The organism is Streptomyces sp. NPDC059900, assembly GCF_050270335.1.
GTDB lineage: Bacteria > Actinomycetota > Actinomycetes > Streptomycetales > Streptomycetaceae > Streptomyces.
In genome coordinates this window covers 1-2326 of sequence record NZ_JBNNJZ010000889.1, presented here as the reverse complement: position 1 = coordinate 2326, position 2326 = coordinate 1, and the positions used below count along the sequence as shown (strand labels likewise).

Annotated in this window: 1 protein-coding gene, 1 rRNA gene and 1 pseudogene; all 3 read right to left on the bottom strand. The window is 72.3% G+C overall.

Annotated features, from left to right (window positions below):
* Positions 1–9 precede the first annotated feature (9 nt).
* Positions 10–915 carry a hypothetical protein gene (locus tag ACQKIP_RS45345; protein WP_365860167.1) on the bottom strand — a complete coding sequence of 302 codons (906 nt, stop codon included), beginning with the start codon at positions 913–915 and terminating at the stop codon, positions 10–12.
* 99 nt (positions 916–1014) lie between these two features.
* A pseudogene (locus tag ACQKIP_RS45340) lies at positions 1015–1989 on the bottom strand (hypothetical protein); the annotation flags it as partial.
* Between the two features lie 242 nt (positions 1990–2231).
* Positions 2232–2326, bottom strand: a 5S ribosomal RNA gene (gene rrf / locus ACQKIP_RS45335); the annotation flags it as partial.

Below are 2326 nucleotides of genomic sequence, written 5' to 3'. Positions count from 1 at the left end.
GCTCAGCACTCAGACCTTACGGCCCTGGTCACCATCGCTGTCGCTGTCACTGTCATCGTCCAGCTCGAAGTCGTCCTCGTCGTAGTACTCCTCCACGCCCTCGTCCTCGTCCTCCTGGACGGGGGCGACGAAGACGACATCGGGCTGCGCGGCAGGCGCGGCGGGAGCCGCCTCCGCGACCGGCGCCTCGGCGGCCGCCTCCTGCGCGTCGTTCTGGAGGGCGTCGTTCTGGAGGGCGTCGACGAACTCCACGCCGTCGAGCTCGGCAAGGCGGTCCGACGCGTCGGTGCTGCCGTCCTTGTCGGACTCGATGACCTTCGCGAACCACTCGCGCGCCTCGTCCTCACGGCCCGCGGCGAGCAGCGCGTCGGCGTACGCGTACCGCAGCCGCGCGGTCCACGGCTGGACGGAGTTCGACGCCAGCTCGGGACCCTGGAGGGTCACGATGGCGGCATCGGTCTGCCCCAGGTCCTGACGGGCGCCGGCGGCGACGAGACGCATCTCGACCTGCCCCGGCTTGTCCAGCTTCTGCACCTCGGGCGCACCGGCCATGTCCAGCGCCTTCTCGGGACGGCCGAGACCGCGCTCGCAGTCCGCCATGACGGGCCAGAGCTCGACGCTGCCGGTCATCCGCCGGGCGGCCCGGAACTCGCCGAGCGCCTCGTTGTAGTTCTGCGTCGCGTACGCGGCGAAGCCCGCGGCCTCCCGTACGGCGGCGACGCGCGAGGCGAGCCGCAGCGCGATCCGTGAGTACGCATAGGCCTGCTCGGGGTCCTCGTCGATGAGGTTGGCGACCATCACCAGGTTCCTGGCGACGTCCTCCGCGAGTCCCTTGGGAAGGCTTTGCAGCTCCTGCTGTACGTCCTTGTCGATCTCGTGGCCCGTGACGTCATCGGGGATCGGCAGCCGCTTGATGGGCTCGCGGTCACGGTCGTCGCGCCCGCGGTAGCCGCCACGGTCGCCGTCACGCCGGTCGTCGCGCCCACGGAACCCGCCGGGCCGCCCACCACGGTCGTCGCGCCGCGGCCCGCGGTCGTCACGCCCGCCGCGGTAACCGCCACCGCGGTTGTCGTCACGACGGAACCCGCCGCGGTCATCACGCCGGTCGCCACCACGGTCATCGCGACGGAACCCACCGCGGTCACCGCCGCGGTCGTCACGGCGGAAGCCACCACGGTCGCCGCCACCACGGTTGTCATCACGACGGTCATCACGCTGGAAGGCGGGACGGTCGCCACCACGGGGCCGGTCGTCACGACGATCGTCGCGACGGAACCCACCGCGGTCACCGCCGCGGTCGTCACGGCGATCGTCACGGCGGAAGCCACCACGGTTGTCATCACGACGGTCATCGCGCCGGTCGTCGCGGCGGAACGAGGGACGATCCCCGTCACGGCGGAACCCGGGACGGTCTCCGCCGCCACGGTTGTCGTCACGGCGGAACCCGCCGCGGTCGCCGCCGCCACGGTTGTCATCGCGACGGAACCCGCCACGGTCACCACCGCGGTCATCGCGGCGCGGGGCACCCGAGGTCGAGCGGTCGTCGCGGCGGAACTGGGGACGGTCACCGTCACGCCGGTCGTCGCGGCGCGGGGCACCCGAGGTCGAGCGGTCATCACGGCGGAACGGGGGACGCCCACCGCCGGAGCGGTCATCGCGGCCACGGTAGCCACCACGGTCACCGCCGCCACGGTTGTCATCGCGACGGAACCCGCCACGGTCACCACCGCGGTCATCGCGCCGGTCGTCACGACGGAACGAGGGACGGTCACCGCCGCGGTCGTCGCGACGCGGGGCACCGGAGGTCGAGCGGTCATCACGGCGGAACCCGCCGCGGTCGCCGCCACCACGGTTGTCATCACGACGGTCATCGCGGCGGAAGCCACCGCGCTCCCCACCCCGGTCGTCACGACGCGGGGCGCCCCGGTCACGGTCGTCCCGGCGGGGGCCACCGGAGGTGGAGCGGTCGTCGCGACGGAACGGGGGACGCCCACCGCCGCTGCGGTCGTCGCGACGGGGTGCGCCGCCACGGTATCCGCCCCGGTCGCCACCGTCCCGGCCGCGCTGGCCGCGCTCCGGTCGCTCGTCGGGAGAGTTGGTGGACATCGGTGACTCCTCGTCTTCGGTACCGCAGTCATTCTCGCGCAGCCGGGTAGCCGGCGCGCTTCGACAAAAACAAAAGGACCCCTGGTCCCAGCGTGGACGCTGGGACCAGGGGTCCTCCAAAGATTGTTCGGCGGCGTCCTACTCTCCCACAGGGGCCCCCCTGCAGTACCATCGGCGCTATGAGGCTTAGCTTCCGGGTTCGGAATGTAACCGGGCGTTT